The sequence below is a fragment of the Halomonas caseinilytica genome (genome assembly GCF_001662285.1).
Taxonomy (GTDB): Bacteria; Pseudomonadota; Gammaproteobacteria; order Pseudomonadales; family Halomonadaceae; genus Halomonas; species Halomonas caseinilytica.
This window is the reverse complement of record NZ_BDEO01000001.1, coordinates 389,740-406,635: the sequence shown is the minus strand read 5'-3', so window position 1 is coordinate 406,635 and position 16,896 is coordinate 389,740. Positions and strand designations below refer to the sequence as shown.

The 16,896-nt window shown below is 66.0% G+C and carries 12 protein-coding genes; 4 read left to right on the top strand and 8 right to left on the bottom strand.

Annotation, left to right across the window (positions count from 1 at the left end; all coding sequences use genetic code 11):
* Positions 1-171: 171 nt before the first annotated feature.
* Positions 172-678 carry an FKBP-type peptidyl-prolyl cis-trans isomerase gene (locus HSDC_RS01740; protein WP_064698198.1) on the bottom strand — a complete coding sequence of 169 codons (507 nt, stop codon included), beginning with the start codon at positions 676-678 and terminating at the stop codon, positions 172-174.
* Between the two features lie 61 nt (positions 679-739).
* The gene (gene rfaH / locus HSDC_RS01735) at positions 740-1,285 is read right to left on the bottom strand and encodes a transcription/translation regulatory transformer protein RfaH (RefSeq protein WP_064698197.1); all 546 of its coding nucleotides are present in this window, start codon (positions 1,283-1,285) and stop codon (positions 740-742) included.
* 147 nt (positions 1,286-1,432) lie between these two features.
* Here rfaH and HSDC_RS01730 point away from each other — a divergent pair, with 147 nt between their 5' ends.
* Positions 1,433-2,794: an AmpG family muropeptide MFS transporter gene (locus HSDC_RS01730; RefSeq protein WP_064698196.1), complete on the top strand. Its 1,362-nt coding sequence runs from the start codon at positions 1,433-1,435 to the stop codon at positions 2,792-2,794.
* A gap of 2 nt (positions 2,795-2,796) precedes the next feature.
* Here HSDC_RS01730 and HSDC_RS01725 read toward each other — a convergent pair whose 3' ends face one another.
* On the bottom strand, positions 2,797-4,647 hold the full coding sequence (locus tag HSDC_RS01725) for a YecA family protein (protein WP_064698195.1): 1,851 nt from the start codon (positions 4,645-4,647) through the stop codon (positions 2,797-2,799).
* A gap of 64 nt (positions 4,648-4,711) precedes the next feature.
* Positions 4,712-5,956: an ABC1 kinase family protein gene (locus HSDC_RS01720; protein ID WP_064698194.1), complete on the bottom strand. Its 1,245-nt coding sequence runs from the start codon at positions 5,954-5,956 to the stop codon at positions 4,712-4,714.
* Between the two features lie 123 nt (positions 5,957-6,079).
* On the opposite strand from HSDC_RS01720, the gene HSDC_RS01715 reads away from it, so the two are divergent.
* The 3 genes from HSDC_RS01715 (at position 6,080) to HSDC_RS01705 (ending at position 9,586) form a co-directional block, all read left to right on the top strand.
* Positions 6,080-8,014: a DNA topoisomerase III gene (locus HSDC_RS01715; protein ID WP_064698193.1), complete on the top strand. Its 1,935-nt coding sequence runs from the start codon at positions 6,080-6,082 to the stop codon at positions 8,012-8,014.
* Positions 8,011-8,919 (top strand): ketopantoate reductase family protein, encoded by a 909-nt coding sequence (locus tag HSDC_RS01710; protein WP_064698192.1) that lies wholly within the window; start codon positions 8,011-8,013, stop codon positions 8,917-8,919. Before HSDC_RS01715 ends, HSDC_RS01710 begins: the two co-directional genes overlap by 4 nt.
* Positions 8,920-9,013: 94 nt before the next feature.
* Positions 9,014-9,586, top strand: a complete 573-nt coding sequence (locus tag HSDC_RS01705) for a hypothetical protein (protein WP_064698191.1) — start codon at positions 9,014-9,016, stop codon at positions 9,584-9,586.
* A 99-nt stretch (positions 9,587-9,685) separates the two neighbouring features.
* Here HSDC_RS01705 and ppc read toward each other — a convergent pair whose 3' ends face one another.
* The 4 genes from ppc to HSDC_RS01685 are packed head-to-tail and all read right to left on the bottom strand — an operon-like array spanning position 9,686 to position 16,896.
* Positions 9,686-12,334 carry a phosphoenolpyruvate carboxylase gene (gene ppc / locus HSDC_RS01700; RefSeq protein WP_064698190.1) on the bottom strand — a complete coding sequence of 883 codons (2,649 nt, stop codon included), beginning with the start codon at positions 12,332-12,334 and terminating at the stop codon, positions 9,686-9,688.
* Complete coding sequence (gene mazG / locus HSDC_RS01695; RefSeq protein ID WP_064698189.1) at positions 12,331-13,191, bottom strand: nucleoside triphosphate pyrophosphohydrolase; 861 nt, start codon at positions 13,189-13,191, stop codon at positions 12,331-12,333. The genes ppc and mazG overlap by 4 nt, the downstream gene beginning before the upstream one ends.
* Positions 13,188-15,464 (bottom strand): GTP diphosphokinase, encoded by a 2,277-nt coding sequence (gene relA / locus HSDC_RS01690; protein ID WP_064698188.1) that lies wholly within the window; start codon positions 15,462-15,464, stop codon positions 13,188-13,190. The genes mazG and relA overlap by 4 nt, the downstream gene beginning before the upstream one ends.
* On the bottom strand, positions 15,457-16,896 hold the full coding sequence (locus tag HSDC_RS01685) for a methyltransferase domain-containing protein (RefSeq protein ID WP_064698187.1): 1,440 nt from the start codon (positions 16,894-16,896) through the stop codon (positions 15,457-15,459). The genes relA and HSDC_RS01685 overlap by 8 nt, the downstream gene beginning before the upstream one ends.

The window sequence follows — 16,896 nt, the reverse complement described above, 5'->3', positions numbered from 1 at the left end:
CGGTAGTCGCTGCGTATTGTGTTTTCGTTATGCTGACAATCTGGCTTGCATTGCGTTCTTGAATTCAAGACTAAATGCCCCTTTGCGAGAGTGCAAAATAAACAAGGCGGGATGCTGTCGGCATCCCGCCTTGTGGTTTGATCAAGTATTCGTTGTTCTGCAGCAGCGGCTTCAGACCATTTTCTTGTCTTCCACTTCGTCCGGGGTGGTGCCAGGCGGCAGTGGATGCCCCTTGGCCAGTTCGGCGCGGGTGGCGTCGCGGATATCGAGCACTTCGACCCGGTAGGTGAGCGATTGCCCCGCCAGCGGGTGGTTGGTATCGATCAGTACGCTGTCGTCACGCGTCTCCAGCACGGTGACGATCTCGGGGCCGTCGTCGCCGGGGGTCTGGAAGCGCATGCCGGGTTCCAGGTCGCTCACCGAGAAGGCGTCACGGCCGACCTCGCGCACCAAGGCTTCGTCGCGCTCGCCGTAGGCCTCGGCCGGCGAGAGGGTGACGCTCGATTGGTCGCCTACCGCCCGTTCCGCCAGGGCGTCCTCGAGGCCGGCCAGGATGTTGCCGTGGCCATGCAGGTATTCCAGTGGCTTGTGTCGAGCACGGGAGTCGTCGAGTACTCGGCCTTCGGCGTCGCTGAGAACATAATGCAGGGTCACGACCCGCTGTGGCGCGATGGTCATCGCAGTCTCCTGGAAGTCGGGAAAGTCTGTCGAGAAGGAAAGAGGAAATGTCGATGGCCGCCTATTCGCGGCGCCGCAGCTGGCTGACGGGCATCTCCAGACGCTGCCGCTGGTGCAGCATGTTGAGCAGCACGATGGCACGTTCATCGCCCTTGTGGGTGTCGAAGATCGCCTGAAGGTCCTTGAAGGGCCCTTCGGTGATCTCCACCGGTTCGCCCGCGCGGAAGTAGACGTTGGCGGGTTCGCCCGGCTCACGGCGGCCATGTTCGCGCAGCGACTCGACCAGTTCGTCGTCCACGGGCACCGGGCTGCTCTCGACGCCGAAGGTCACGATCTTCAATACGCCGCGGGTGGAGCGGATCGGACGCCAGTTGCTGTCCAGCCGGTCGAGACGGATGAACAGGTAATACGGGAACAACGGTTCGACGGCCCACGCTAGCTTGCCGCGGCGTTTCTTCTGGACCTGCAGCACCGGATGAAAGATCTCGTAGCCCTGGTTGCCGAGATGTTCGACGGCACGGAAGGACTCGCCGCCCTTGCACTGGATGACGTACCAGCGCGGCACGGCATCATCACTCTCCGTCGGGCACATGCTGTCATCGTTCATGTCGCTCCTGGCGTTCTGGCTGGTATCACCCTCGGTGCTCTGCAACAATCGGGATCGCTCAAGACCCCGACCTTTGCAAGTATTCTAACATCGTTGGCCTCCCCCGCGAGGGACTGGCCAGGCCTGCCGCAAGGAGAGCTCGCACCCATGCCGACACCAACCGCGCGCCGTAGCTGGGGAGATGCCCTGGCGATCTATCTCAAGGCTCCGGTGCTGACCATGCTGTTTCTCGGCTTCTCGGCGGGTCTGCCTTTCCTGCTGGTGTTCTCCACGCTCACCGCCTGGCTGCGCAGCGATGGCGTCGAGGTCGCGGCCATCGGCTTCTTCGCCTGGATCGGCATCCTCTATTCGATCAAGTTCTTCTGGGCACCGGTGGTCGATCGCCTGGCGCTGCCCGGCCTCACCCGCTGGTTCGGCCAGCGTCGAGGCTGGATGCTGCTGGCCCAGTTGACGATTGCCACTGGCCTGGCGAGTCTGGCGCACCTCGACCCCGTCGGCCATCTGCCGCTGGTGGCGATGTTCTCGCTACTGGTGGCCTTCGGTTCGGCGACCCAGGATATCGCCATCGACGCCTTCCGCATCGAATCGGCACCCGACGACATGCAGGCCGCCATGGCATCGACCTATATCGTCGGCTATCGCGGCGGGCTGATTGCTGCCGGTGCCGGTGCGCTCTACGTGGCCTCCATGGTGTCCTGGAAGGCCGCCTACCTGTGCATGGCGGCGCTGGTGCTGGTCGGTGTCGTGACGGTCCTGCTGCGCCCGGAGCCGGAGCGCTTGTCGCTCTCCACGCAACTGATCCACGAGCCCCGGGTGCGCGCCTTCCTGCGCGCCAGCCGCGGGCGCCCCGACTGGCTACGGCGCCTGGGCGCCTGGATCATCGGCGCCATCGTCTGCCCGTTCACCGACTTCTTCACTCGATATCGACGTCAGGCGCTCTGGCTGCTGGTGTTCGTGGCGGTCTTTCGCATCAGCGATCTGGCCATGGCGTCCATGGCCCACCCGCTCTACATCGACCTGGGCTTCTCGCTGGCCACCATCGCCAACGTGACCAATGTCTTCGGCATCGCCATGAGTATCCTCGGCGGCATTCTCGGCGGCCTGCTGGTAGCCCGCTACGGCATCGGACCATTGCTGGTGTTCGGGGCAACGGCCACGGCACTGACCAACCTGCTGTTCGTGGTGCTGGCCTCGACCGGCGACAACCTGGCGATGCTGGTCACCACCATCATCGGCGACAACCTGTCCAACGGACTGGCCAGTGCGGTCTTCATTGCCTTTCTGTCGAGTCTGACGTCGCGGGCCTACACGGCGACCCAGTACGCGCTCTTCTCGTCGCTGATGACCCTGCCGGGCAAGTTCCTCAGCGGCTTTGGCGGACTGGTAGTGGATGCCCAGGGCTATGCCGGTTTCTTCCTGCTGGCCTCGCTCCTGGGCATCCCGGCAATCCTTCTGGCGCTATGGGTCAGCCGCGGCACACTGCTGCGCCCGGCCGCCAACGAGGCCTGACCTCACGTCCCGGGCGAGGTTTTCCGGTCGGGCGCCTGTGCGCACAGCCACTCCAGCGCGCCCGGCGTGACTCGCCACTGGTCGCGCATCAGGGTGCGATATTGCCAAGCCTCGGCACGCGAGCCGGGAGCCGCCACGCCGCCACCGGCGGTCGGGGCCGGGCGTGGCGATTCGGTGCACAACAGGCTTAACGCATAGGGGTTGTGGCGGTGCGCCTGCGCCAGCGCATGGCCTGCCTCGTCGGCACGGTCGAGCCGATAGAGCGCCAGGACCCGGCCCATCAGCATGCCCAGCAGCGAGCTAGGATCGGCCCGCTCGTCTGCTACCGCTCGTTCGCTCAACGCCAGGGCCTCGTCGTCGCGCCCTTCCCTCAGCAACTGATCGAGCACCAGCTCGCGCAGGCCAAGGCTGTCCTGATCGTCCAGCGTGAGCAGTGTCTCGGCGAGTTCTCTCGAATGCTGGCGGGCGCCGCGCTCCATGCCCACCACCAGCGCCAGGCCGGCGCGCAGCAGCGCGGCATTGTCGGCGGCTTCCCAGATCAACGGCGCCTTGCCCGCTTCGGCGACCTGCGCCAGCCAGCGTTCCAGCCGACGCGCCAGGGGCTCGAACAGGCTCGGTGCCATCCACGGCAGGCTCCCGAAGCGGCTGGTCAACGCCAGCGCCAGAGACTGCACCACGGCCGGCGAATCGAGCCATTCGGGATGCGCGCACAGGGCCGGCAGCCAGTCGCCTGCCTGAGGCCAGGGATCCGTGTCGAAGCCCATCAGCGTCTCGCCTTCGACCTGCGACGGGAAGACGGCCTGAAACGCGGCGAACAGCGTGTCCTCACGAGCACTGCTGTGATAGGCCAGGACGCCGTCCTCGTAGCGGACATCCAGGCGCGGCGCCTCCGGCAGCGCTTCGAACAGGGCCTGCAGCGACACCAGCGGTTCGGCCAGGTCCGCCTCGGCATTGAGCAGTTGCTCGGCCAGGGTGGCGCCGGGGTTGTCGGCCAGGTCGGCGAGAAACTGCAGTTGCTCGGGTTCGAGATCTCCCTGGCGGGCCAGGCGGCGATACCAGAAGCGGGAACGCTCGGCGGCTTCCTCCTCATGACCCTCGTGCAATAGCAGCATGGCCTCGATATAGGCCAGGGTCGGCGAATCGGGCAAGGTCTGCTGGGCACGCACGAAGGCTGACCGGGCGCTGTCCAGATCGTCGTTGTCGAGATGCAGCAGGCACAGTCGCTCCAGGGCCACGCCGCGCAGGAACAAGGGGCCGCAATCGAGCACTGCGTCGAGCAAGGCTTCGCGCTTGCGGTGGAAGCCGCGCTCCTGGTAGAGGTCGACAAGGATCTCGAAGGCCGGCTCGGCCTGCTCGGGCAGCCGCGACCAGTCGGCATTCTCGAACAGCGACTCGAGGATCTGCTGGGCGCGGCCACGCTGCCCGGATTCGGCGGCGATCAGCCCGGCCTCGAGCAATGCCTGGGCCGGCGCACGACCACTGGCCAGGGCGGCCTTGAGAGTCTCGCCCTTCCATTCACGCAGGGAGAGCATCCACATCAGGTGGGTGGGCACGTGGCCAGGCAGGGAGACGGCACCGCAGCACTGCTTGGTCTTGCGACCCGAATCGCACCAGCAGGGTTCGTTGCGTCCAGGGCGGGCCAGGGGTTCGCAGGCGAAGTCCAGCCGCTCCAGGGGTGTTTGCGACCACAGCTCAGGCGCCAGTGCCTGAGCCAGTGCCAGGTCACCATCGACCAGCTCGGGCCCCTCACGACGCGCCCAGGCCATCAGTGTCGGGTAGCGCTCGTCCTCGCGAATCGCCGAAAGCGCTCCGGACGCGAACCCCAGCAATTGCTCAACCCATACCGCCAGCATCGACGTCTCCACCGCTCTCGGAAAACCGCATAGTCTATCAGTCGAGTGCCGGACTGGCAGCCGTTCAGGAAGACGCCCATGCCAGCAAGGGTCGTACCCGCCTCGCCATGTCGAGGCGGGCACCGAGACGCACCAGGTTCCAGTAATGCCCATTGAGGGTGCGCGACAACAGCAGGGTATCCGCCGGCGGCTGCAGGCGATCCATGGCCGCCCACACCCGGGGACTCAGATCCCGCAGCCGTCGGTGCACCCGGACATCGCCGAAATCCTGCGGGCCGGGTTGGAACAGTGGCGCCACCGCCTCGGCGGATTCGCGATAGAGCGCCAGGGGCGCCCCTTGGCCCTGCCGGCCACCCAGTGCCATCAGGGCCTCGTCCATGGCCATGGGATCACCGGCGAGCGTCGCGTCCAGCAGACGCATCATGCCCTTCAGGCGCGACGCCGGCACCTCGATCACCGCACCCAGGTCGTAGATCACCAGCCGCCCCTCGGCATCGGCGGCGAAATTGCCGGCATGGGGGTCGGCATGCAGCTCCCCGTGGGTGAACAACTCCTCGGTGAGCCAATCGGCCAGCGTCGTGCCGAGACGCTGTCGCGTGGCGTCATCGGCGCCTTCCAGCTCGCGCAGTGGCGTACCGGCCACATGGCGCATGGCCAGCACGCCCGGCCCGCACAGTGACGGCAAGGGTTCGGGAATCACCAGGTCGTCGCGATGGGCATAACGGGCCCGGTAGCGGGCCAGCGCCTCAGCTTCGGCACGGTAGTCCAGCTCTCCCCGCAGGCTGGCCGCCAGTTCCTCGAACAGCGCGTCCAGGCGCGCCTGCGGCATGCGCAGCCAACGGCCCAGGCGCATCAGGCGCCGTACCTGACGCAGATCGTCCTCGAGCACCTCGGCAAGTCCCGGGTACTGTACCTTGAGGACCACCGTCTCGCCCGTATGCGTCCTGGCCCGATGCACCTGCCCCATGGAGGCACTGGCGAAGGGCCGGGGCTCGATAGTGGTAAAATGCGTCGCCGTGTCGCCATAGCAGGCCTCCAGGGTGCGTCGGATGTCCTCCCAGGGCATGGGCTCAGCCTGGCGCTGCAGGCGCGCCAGCTCATCGGCCAGATCCGCGGGCAGCAGGTCGTCCCACTGGGCCATGATCTGGGCCAGTTTCATGGCCGGCCCCTTGAGCTCCGACAGCCCGTCGAATAGTGCCTCGCCGAGCGCTCGCCAGTCGGCCTGCCCACCAAGACGATGCTTGAGCACCGCACCGCCGGTACGCGACCCCAGCCCCAGCAGACGCCGACGGCGACCTCGTTCTCGCATCGTCTACCCCTTCAATGCTGACTTCACCCCGATACCTGGCGTTCAACCTGCCAGCCCGCCCCTGGCGGTTATCGTGAAATACTGTAAGAATTCCCATGTTCTCTCATTGCCCCACGAGATGCCATGCGCCTGATCATCGCCGAGAAGCCCAGTCTGGCCCGCGCCATCGCCAACGCCCTGCCCGCCTCGCCGCGTCAGGAGGAAGGCGCATTGGTGGCCGGGGATACCGTCGTCACCTGGTGCCTCGGCCACCTGCTGGAGCAGGCACCGCCGGATGCCTACGACCCGGCCCTCAAGACCTGGCGGCTCGACAGCCTGCCAATCCTCCCGGAGCGCTGGAAGCTCATGCCTCGCCCCAAGGCGCGCAGTCAGCTCGCGGTGATCCGTCGACTGCTGAAGCGTGCCGATCAGGTCGTCCACGCCGGCGACCCTGACCGCGAAGGCCAGTTGCTGGTCCAGGAAGTGATCGAGCACCTGGGCTGGAAGCGCGACGTGGCGCGCCTGCTGGTCAGTGACCTCAATCCGCCGGCGGTCAAGCGCGCTCTCGAGCGTCTCGAGGACAATCGACGCTATGAGCCGCTCTACCGCGCCGCCCAGGCCCGCGCCAGAGCGGATTGGCTGTACGGCATCAACCTGACCCGGGCCTGGACGCTGGTCGGGCGCCAGGCCGGGCACGACGGCGTGCTCTCGGTGGGTCGTGTGCAGACGCCGGTGCTCGGCCTGGTGGTCCGGCGCGATGCCGAGATCCGTGACTTCGAGCCACGCCCTTTCTTCGTGCTCTGGGTCGATCTGGCGGTCTCCCGAGGCCAGTTACGCGCCTGGTGGATGCCAGGCGACACCCACCGGCTGGATGACCAGGGGCGCCTGCTCGACCGCGCCCCGGCCGCCGCCCTGGCCGACCGCCTGCCCGGCGCCGAAGGCCGCCTGGACAGCCTGGCCAGTCGCGACAAGCGCCAGGCGGCCCCGCTGCCCTACTCCTTGTCGGCCCTGCAGGTAGACGCCGCGCGCCGCCACGGCCTCTCGGCCAAGACGGTGCTGGATGTCTGCCAGCGCCTCTACGAGCGCCACCAGTTGATCACTTATCCGCGCTCGGATTGCCGCTACCTGCCCGAGGAACACTTCGCCAATGCGCAGCGCACCCTGAACGGCGCCTGCCGCCACGACGAGACCCTGAGCCGCTGGCTGGCCGGCGCCGACTTTTCCCGGCGCTCCAAGGCCTGGGACGACAAGAAGGTCGGCGCCCACCACGCCCTGGCTCCCACCGGCAAGCCTGCCGATCTCGACCGGCTGTCACGCCAGGAAGCCGACGTCTTCCGACTGATCGCGCGCAACGTGCTGGCTCAATTCTATCCTGCTCTGCAGACCCGGGAGGTCAAGGCCGAGTTCCTGATCGCCGGGGAACGCTTCCGCGCCCGCGGCCAGGAGATCCTCGAGCCCGGCTGGAAGCCCTTGTTCACAACGCGCGACGAGGCGCCGCCCTTGCCGCCACTCAGCGAGGGCGAAGCCTGCCACGTCGAACAGGCCGGCGTGGAGGACCGCGAGACCCGGCCGCCCGAGCACTTCACCGACGCCAGCCTGATCAAGGCGATGATGAACATCGCCCGCTACGTGGATGACCCGGCGATCCGCCGCACATTGCGCGACTCCGATGGCCTCGGCACCGAGGCGACCCGCGCCGGCATCATCGAGATGCTGCTGGAACGCGGTTATCTGGTGCGCGAGAGCAAAAGCCTCAAGGCCACTCGGCTCGGCAGCGCCCTGATCGCCTCCCTGCCGGAGGCCGCGGGGCGCCCGGAACGTACCGCTCAATGGGAGCAACGTCTGGCGAACATCGCTGAACGAGACGATGCGCCGGCGCCTTTTCTCGACGGCCTGATCGACGACTTGCGCGGCCTGCTGGACCATGCCGATGCCGAGCGGATACGACGCGCCCTGGGCGAGGCCAGAGGGCCGGATGCCAAGGCGCGAAAACCCGCTCGAGGACGAGGCACGAAACGCGGTGGCCAGCGCCGACAAGGCACGGGCAAGGGACGTGCCGCAGGAGGCAAGCGCCCATGAGCCACCTGATCGTAGGGCCGGGCGCCATGGGTCGCCTCCTGGCGCTGCATCTGGCCGAACGGCACCGGGTGGTCTTGCTCGGCCGCCGTTGCCTGCCCCGATATCAGATACTGACGACCCCCGAAGGCGAACGCCGACGTCGCTGTCTCGAGTGCCTGACGCCGGCCTCACTGGAGGAACTCGACACCGCCGACCTGACCGCCGTGCACCTGGTCACCAAGGCCTACGCTGCCGAAGCCGCCCTGGCAACGCTCGCCCCGCATCTACCGAACGACACTCCGCTGATCCTGTGGCAGAACGGCTTCGACGTTCAACCGCGCCTGACGCGGCACCGACGCGGCCCCACCCTCTGCGCCACCACCACCGAAGGTGCTTATTCCAGCGGCGACGAGGTGGTCGTGCATGCCGGCCGTGGCCAAACCTGGATCGGCCATCTCGACGGTCAGTATTCGGCACTGGCCGCTACCCTCGCGTCCACCCTGACGGCCGTCGGCATCGACACCCTGGCGGTCGACGACATTCGTGTGCGCCTATGGCACAAGCTGGCGGTGAATGCTGCCATCAATCCGCTCGTGGCACGCTTTCGTATCCGCAACGGCCAGTTGCGCGATCGTGCCTTTCGGCCCATGGTCGACGCCATTATCGAGGAAGTGGCAGCGATCATGGCGGCCGAAGCCATCCCGCCACCGGTACAAGGTTTTCCGGCGCTTGTCTGGGACGTCGTGGCCGCCACGGCCGACAACCGCGCCTCGATGCTGCAGGACGTCCTGGCCGACCGCCCCACCGAACACGATGCCATCCTGATGCCCTTGTTGCGCGCAGCCCGCGAGAAGGGGCTGGACACACCGCACCTGTCGGCACTCCACCAGCAACTCGACGCGCGGCAATTTCCTGGCAAGGAGTGAAGCCTGGTGCTATTTTTCGACAGATAAACGAAAAGCGTTGGAAAAGGTTCGACACAACGCGGTCGCAAGGCGGCCATACCCAGGATCAGGGGACATGACGTTTCGTGCTGGAAAAAGAGTGTTGGCCACACTGGTGCTGATCGTCGCCGGTGCCTATACCGCATTGTCGGTCGCCGCCGACACACCTTCCTACACCGGCCAGTCCACCGAACTCACACGTCTCGACAACGGCCTGCTGATCCAGGGTGGCGACCTCCATAGCCCCGACCGATACACCTCGGGCTTCCGTCTCACCGCCGGCTTCACGCCCGCGGGCCTGCCCTCACTGGACCTTGGCGCCGAACTCAGCTACCGCGAGAGCGACGACGTTCCCTTCTCTGGCGGCCGGCAGATGCTCATCGACACCACCAGCCTGGGCGGCAGTCTGATCGCCGGCGTGCGCCTGGGCGATGTCGGCCTGTACGCCAAGTCCGGCCTGGCGGGCTGGGAAGACGAAACGGTCACCGGCAATGCCGCCACATCGGACGGCGGCACCACGCGGGTCGAAGGGTTCGGCGCCCGTTGGCAGTTCTCGCGCCTGATCAGCCAGATCGAGTACGAACGCTTCGATGACCCGACGCTTTCGCATCTCAACCTGGTCACCGCCTCGGTGCATATGCCTTTCTAAGAAGGAAGAAGGAAGAAGCCAGGCTAGCCCCAGGGCTTGGGGCGTCAAGGAGGTTCTTCCCTCTTCCAGTCGCGAAGCGCCGGCCGCGTTCTTCGCGCTTTAGCCCGTGTTGCGCAACCCGGCGGCGATGCCGGCCATGGTGACCATCAAGGCCCGTGACAGGTCGGCGCTGATGGCGCCATCCGCGTCCCGGTTACGCTGCAGCAGCTCTGCCTGCAGGCCATGCAGCGGATCGATATAGGGATTGCGCACTTCCACGGCCTGACGGATCAAGGGCGTGTTCTCGAGCAGTTCCCGCTGATCGAGGATTTCCAGCACCACCTGATGCAACCGGCGGAAGCGTTCCCGTAGCCGTTCGCCAAGCGCTTCCAGCGCCGGTTCGTCGACCAATCGATGCTCGTAATAGGCAGCAATGCTGACATCGGCCTTGGCCAGCAGCATCTCCAGCATTTCCAGGTAAGTGCCGAAGAAGGGCCAGCGATCCCGCATGTCGCGCAGGACCTCCAGGCCCCCCTCATCCTCCAGGCGTTTGGCAAAGGCCTCGCCGCTGCCAAGCCAGGCTGGCAGCATCAGACGGGTCTGGGTCCAGGCAAAGATCCAGGGAATCGCCCGTAGTGTCTCCACGCCGCCTTCCTGACGCCGCTTGGCCGGCCGCGAGCCGAGCGGCAGCCGCCCCAGGGCACTCTCGGGCGTCACTGAACGGAAATAGGGAACGAAGTCGGGGTCCTCGCGCACCACGCCCACATAGGCGCCGTGCGCCACCTCCGCCAGACGATCCATCTCTTCGCGCCAGGCCGGCTCCGGCGTGGGCGGCGGCAGCAACGTGGCTTCAAGAACGGCGCAGGCATAGATCTCCATGGAGCGCAGGGCAATCTCGGGCTGGCCGAACTTGAAACGGATCATTTCGCCCTGCTCGGTTACCCTCAGGCTACCGTTCACCGATCCCGGCGGCTGCGAGAGAATGGCCGCATGAGCCGGACCGCCGCCACGCCCCACCGTGCCGCCTCGGCCATGGAACAGCGTCAGATCGACATCGTGGCGCCGGCACACCTCGACCAGCGCCTCCTGAGCGCGATACTGGGCCCAGGCGGCCGCCAGTTGGCCGGCATCCTTGGCCGAGTCCGAGTAGCCGATCATCACTTCCTGACGGTCTCCCGTCAGTTCGCGATAGCCGGGCAAGGCCAGCAGACGGTCGATGACGTCGCCCGCCCGATTGAGATCATCGAGAGTCTCGAACAGCGGCGCGATGGGCAGTCGGGCATCGCCGCCGACTTCCTTCATCAACAGCGCCACGGCGAGCACGTCCGAAGGCTGTGCAGCCATCGAGATGATATAGGTACCGAGCGCTTCGGCATGCTCGCCGGCCGCGACCCGGAAGGTATCGAGCACTTCACGGCTTTCGGCGGAGCACTCCCAGCGCCGCGGAATCAGGGGGCGACGCGAGGACAGTTCGGCCAGCAGGAATTCCTGGCGCTGCTCCTCGTCCCAGTCACGGTAGTGGCCAAGTCCCAGGCCGTCGGTAAGTTCTTCCAGGACCTGCTCATGTCGACTGGCTTCCTGGCGCAGATCGAGCTTGGTCAGCGTCACGCCGAATACCGCCACCCGGCGCAGGGTATCGAGCAGCACGCCGTTGGCGATGGTGTCCAGCCCCACGTCGCACAATGAGCGATAGCAGGTCAGCAGCGGTGCATAAAGCTGATCCCGGGTCTCGATGATCGGACCGCCGTCGTAGCTCTTGCCGTCGAGCTGGGCCTTGGCCCAGTCTCGGGTGGCCTCGACCCGCGCCAGCAAGCGCTTGAGCAGCTCGCGGTAGGGCTCGGCGACATCGCCGACCTCGGCCTTGAGCGCACTGTTGGCCTTCCACATCGAAAGCTCGGTCTTGAGCTGGTCGAGATCGCGCAGATAGAGATCGGCCGCCATCCAGCGACCCAGCAGCAGCACTTCGCGGGTGACCTTGGAGGTGACATTGGGATTGCCGTCGCGGTCCCCTCCCATCCAGGAGGCAAAACGAATCGGTGCCGCATCCAGCGGCAACCGCTCGCCGGCCGTGTCGAGCAACAGGTTGTCCAGGTCGCGATGAAAATCCGGCACCGCCTGCCACAGGGAGTTCTCGATCACCGCGAAGCCCCACTTGGCCTCATCGACCGGCGTGGGACGCTCGTGGCGGATCTCGTCGGTATGCCAGGCCTGGCCGATCAATTCTTCCAGCCGCCCCTGGGCGCGGGCGCCGCGCTCGGGGTAGTCCGCCGAGGACTCGATGGCGGTCAGGCAGTCATCGATGGCGTCGTACTTCTGGATCAGGGTGCGCCGGATAACCTCGGTAGGGTGCGCGGTCAGCACCAGCTCCACGCGCATGTTGGCCAAGCTTTCCACCAGCTTGCGCGGCGAGTGCCCCTCGCCGCGGGCACGCTCGAGCAGCTCGCCCAGGACCGGCTGGCTGCCCGGCTTGTAGTCCTCGACCCGGCGGAAGCGCGCGCGATAGTGCTGCTCGGCGATATTGGCCAGGTTGAGAAACTGGTTGAAGGCCCGCGTCACCGGCAGAAGCTCCCTATCGGGAAGCTGTCGGAGGTATTCGATCAGTTCACGACGCCCATCGGCCTCGCCTTGGCGTCCCCGCTTGGCGAGGCCGCGAATCGTCTCGATGCGGTCGACGAACCCCTGCCCGAGGTCATCGGCGATGGTGCGCCCCAGGCTGTCCCCCAGGATTCTGACATTGTCGCGCAGTGATTCGTGCAGGTCGTGACTCATGATCGAGACTCTCCTTCCGACGATGACGTTGGCGTGGTTTCTTGTTGCTTGGCGGCTTGCCAGTGATGCTCCATCCGGGCCAGTCCGGCGTCGTCGAGCGGCACACCCTCCTCGGCCAGCGCCGACTCCACATGACGAAACCGCCGTTCGAACTTGGCATTGGTTGCGCGTAGACAACGTTCCGGGTCGACACCGAGAGTACGCGCCAGGTTGACGGTGGCAAACAGCAGGTCTCCGACTTCCTCCCTGACATGCTCGTGATCCCCTGCGTCCAGCGCCTCGGCGACCTCATCGAGTTCCTCACGCAGCTTGTCGATCACACCGCGCGAGTCGGGCCAGTCGAAACCGACCCGCGCGGCGCGCTTGGACAGCTTGGCGGCCCGCGACAGCGCCGGCAGATTCAGCGGTACATCATCGAGCACCGAGCGGGCCTCGCGGGCATCTCGCTCCTCGGCCTTCAACGCTTCCCAGCGGGCTTTGACCTGCCGGGTCTGTACCTCGGCGGCGCTGACGCCCTGACGACGCGATGCCAGGGTGCCATCCGGGAAGACATGAGGGTGGCGCTGGAGCATCTTGGCGGTCAGAACATGCACCACGTCGTGGAAATCGAACCGCGCTTCTTCGGCGCCGAACTGGCTATAGTAGATCACCTGGAACAACAGGTCGCCCAGCTCGCCCGGCAATTCGTCGAAGGCGCGGCGCTCGATGGCATCGGCCACCTCGTAGGCCTCCTCCAGCGTATGCGGCACGATGCTGTCCCAGTCCTGCTCGACGTCCCAGGGGCAGCCCTGTTCGGGATCGCGCAGCACCGCCATCAGCGTCAGCAGGTCGTCGAGTTCGTAGCGTTGCCGGCTCATGAGCGCTTGCCTCCGCGTCTGGCCTTGCCCTTGCCTCCCGAACGCAGGCGGCGCACCTCGATGACATTGGGCAACTGCTGAATCCGCGAAAACAGCCGTCCCAGGGTTTCCAGACCATCGACCTCGACGGTGATGGCCATGCGTGCAATGCCATCGTCGGTATCGGTCAGGGTATTGACCGAGAGCACATTGACCCGGTCATTGCTGAGCACGGCCGTCACATCGCGCAGCAGCCCGGAGCGATCCCAGGCCTGTACCTCGATATCTACCGGATACTGGGTGCGTGCCCGCTCGCCCCACTCCACCTCGATCACTCGCTGCGGCTCCTCGAGGCGCAGTTGCAGGATGTTCGGGCAATCCTGGCGATGCACGGTGACACCACGCCCCTGGGTAATGAAGCCGACGATGGATTCGCCGGGCACCGGATGGCAGCAGTTGGCCATGCTGGTCTTGAGATTGCCGACACCAAGCACGGTGATATCGCCGCCGCTCCCCTTGTCCGATGCGCGACGCGGCTTGGCCAGCAGCTTGTCGAGCTCCTCCTGGCCGTCGCTCTCGCCGAACAACTGCTGGGCCTGGTGCAATACCTGGCCGATGCGCAGGTCGCCGGCGCCCAGGGCGGCATACATGTCATCGGGGCCTTGGTAATTGACCTTGTTGGCCAGCCGGGTGAGGTCCATGTCCTCCACGTCGAGACGCTTCATCTCACGCTCGAACAGTGCCCGCCCCTCCTCGAGGTTGCGATCACGGGCCTGATGCTTGAACCAGGACTGGATCTTGGCCCGCGCCCGAGAGGTGCAGACGTAGCCGAGACTCGGATTGAGCCAGTCGCGACTGGGGCCTCCCTTGCTGGCGGTGAGGATCTCGACCTGCTGGCCGGTGCTCAACTGATAGGTCAACGGCACGATGCGCCCGTTGACCTTGGCGCCACGGCAGCGATGCCCCACCTCGGTATGCACTCGGTAGGCAAAATCGATGGGGGTTGCGACCCGGGGCAGATCGATGACATGACCATCCGGCGTGAAGACGTAGATGCGATCCGGCGCCACATCGCTGGAAAGCCCCTCGCGCAGGTCGCCGAAGTCGCCGACCTCTTCCTGCCATTCCAGCACCTGGCGCAGCCAGGCGATCTTTTCCTCGTAGCTGGCACTGCGCGCGCTGGTATCGTGGCCCTTGTAACGCCAGTGGGCACATACCCCGAGTTCGGCTTCCTCATGCATGGCGAAGGTGCGTATCTGGATTTCCAGCACCTTGCCTTCCGGGCCGAAGACCGCTGTGTGCAGCGACTGATAGCCATTCTTCTTGGGATTGGCGATGTAGTCGTCGAATTCGTTGGGCACGTGATGCCACCGCGAATGCACGATGCCGAGCACCGCATAGCAATCGCTGACCTCGGGCACCAGGATGCGCACCGCGCGGATATCGTGAACCTGGGAGAAATCGATCCGCTTGCGCTTCATCTTCCGCCAGATCGAATAGATATGCTTGGCGCGACCATCCACCTGATGACGAATGCCCTGGGCATCCATCAGCGACTTCAAGGTCTCTACCACGTCATGGATGTAGCGATCGCGATCCAGACGCTTCTCGGCCAGTTGGCGGGCGATGGCCTTGTAGTCGTCCTCGTGCAGGTAGCGGAACGATAGATCCTCGAGTTCCCACTTGAGATGGCCGATGCCCAGCCGGTGCGCCAGTGGCGCATAGATATCGAAGACCTCGCGGGCCACCTGAAGGCGTTTTTCCCGTGGCGCGTCGCGTACCTGCCGCAACGCACAGGTGCGCTCGGCGATCTTGATCAACGCCACCCGCACGTCGTCGATCATGTTGACCAGCATCTTGCGCAGGTTGTCCTGCTGATCGTGCTGGCTGAGGCCCTGGGTCGGCATCTGGGTGGGACTGATGGCGGCCATCTGCAGCACGCCATCGATCAGCCCGGCGACCTCGTTGCCGAAGCGTTTTTCGACTTCTTCCAGGCCGATCAGCCGCTCGCGCACGGCACGGTACAGCACCGCTGCCTCCAGCGCCGGCTGGTCGAGACGCAACTCCCCCAGGATATCGGCCATCTCGAGCCCCATGCGAAAGCTCGAGCCATCCTTGAGCCAAGCCTTGTGGGGACGTTCGGATTCCAGCTCCAGCCGCTGGGCGATATCACAGGCCGCGCGCATCTCGTCGACAGCACGCAGCTTGACGTCTTCCTCGAGGCGTTCGATCCAGCGTTCGATATCGACCCGTCCATCAGGGCCTAACGGCTGGTCTTCCCGCACTTTAACCATCGGTTGACGCTCCTTGCCACCGCCGCGCCGAGTCCGGATGCTCGAGCAGCAGCATGGATTCGAGATGTGAGGTGTGAGCGAACATGTCGGCCACCGCGCCACGCCGGACGACGTAACCGGCAGACACGAGCCGAGCCGCATCCCGGGCCAGGGTTGCCGGATCACAGGAAATATAGAGCACCCTGGACACCGGCCTTGCCGCCAGTTGACGGCTCAGCGTCTCGGCGCCGCTACGTGGCGGATCCAGAACCAGCACCTCGGGCGAGGCCGCCTCCAGCAATTGCCGGCAGGCCTCGGCATCATTGAGATCCGCCTGGCGCGCCGTCACCGCCAAGTCGTTGCGGGCGGCATTGCTCGCCAGGCGCTCGACCATTGCCGCCTTGCCCTCCACCGCTGTGACCTCGGCTCCCTGAGTCGCCAGCGGTAGACTGAAGTTACCGATACCGGCAAATAGATCAAGTACCCGGCTGCCCGGCGCCAATGGCGCCAGCCAGTCCAGGGCAGTGTCGACCATGCGCTGGTTGACGGCCTCGTTGGCCTGCAGGAAATCGCTCGGCTCGAACGCCAGGGTGAGCGCCTGCTCGCCCGACAAAAGGCGACAGTGCAGCATCGGCGGAGCCGTCAGCCATTCGAAGCGCGGCGACTCCCGCCCCAGCCAGGCCCCCAGATTCAGGCGATGCAACTCGGCGAACGCTCGCCAGCGGCGTTGATCGGCGACATGCTCGCGCAATTGCCGCACCACCAGGGTCACGCCATCATCACTGGCCAGCAACTCCAGGTGGCCGACATGACGCGGAGCCTCGAGGCTCTCGACCTGTTCTCGGAGCGGACGCAGCAACGCGGAAAGCGCCGGCAACAGCACCGGGCAGTCATCCAGATCCACCAGCCGGTGGCTGTGCCGGGCCCGGAAGCCCAGGCGCACGCGCCCGGCGGCATCGACGCGCACACCGATTCGGGCACGGCGCCGATACCCCTCACCGGTATCGCTCAGCAGGGATATCGTGCCGGGCAGCTCGATGCCCTGACGGGCCAGCAGTTCCCGCAGCACCTCACGCTTGTGATCACGTTGCGACTCGAGCGAGAGATGCTGCAGATCGCATCCGCCGCAACTGCCGTAATGTCGACAGGGTGGCGTGGCACGCGCCGGCGAGGCCTCGACGACCTCACGCACATGGGCTTCATCGAACCGCTTGCGACGGTGATGCACACTAGCCAGGACCCGCTCGCCGGGCAAGGCGCCCTCGACGAAGACGGTCTTTCCGCTGGCATCACGCGCCACGCCACGGCCATCATGGGCCAGCCCCTGAATCTCGAGCTCATGGGAGCCTTCCGGGCCGGCGGAACGGTCGACGTTCGCTGGCTGTCGACGCTCCTGCAGACCGGAAACACCGGAGCGCGACCGAGCAGGTCGCCGCTTGCCGAGCCCTGTCAC